The organism is Burkholderia sp. SIMBA_051, from assembly GCF_046534915.1.
Lineage (GTDB): Bacteria > Pseudomonadota > Gammaproteobacteria > Burkholderiales > Burkholderiaceae > Burkholderia > Burkholderia ambifaria.
In genome coordinates, this window is the sequence record NZ_JAWRXS010000627.1 from 1 (window position 1) to 250 (window position 250).

The following is a 250-nucleotide window of genomic DNA, read 5'->3' on the forward strand; positions in this document are numbered from 1 at the left end:
GATGAGGCTGTCGAACAACGCGTCGACGCTCGAATTCGCCCATTGCTGCAAGTTCGCGAGCGGCGTGTGCTCGACCTCGCGCAACTCCGCGTTATGCCGCTGCAACGCGGCGAGCCACGCGCGCACCGTCGCGGCGGATTTAACATCGACCCACAGCGGCAGGCTGTTGATGAACAGACCGACGATCGCTTCCGCGTCGGGCAGATCGACCGGCCGGCCCGACACCGTCATGCCGAACGCCACCTGCGAG

1 protein-coding gene is annotated in these 250 nt (G+C 66.0%); it reads right to left on the reverse strand.

The window, feature by feature from the left end; translation table 11 throughout:
- Positions 1–250, reverse strand: a 250-nt coding sequence (locus SB771_RS35995; RefSeq protein WP_410722162.1) for a condensation domain-containing protein, incomplete at both ends; no start/stop codon positions are given.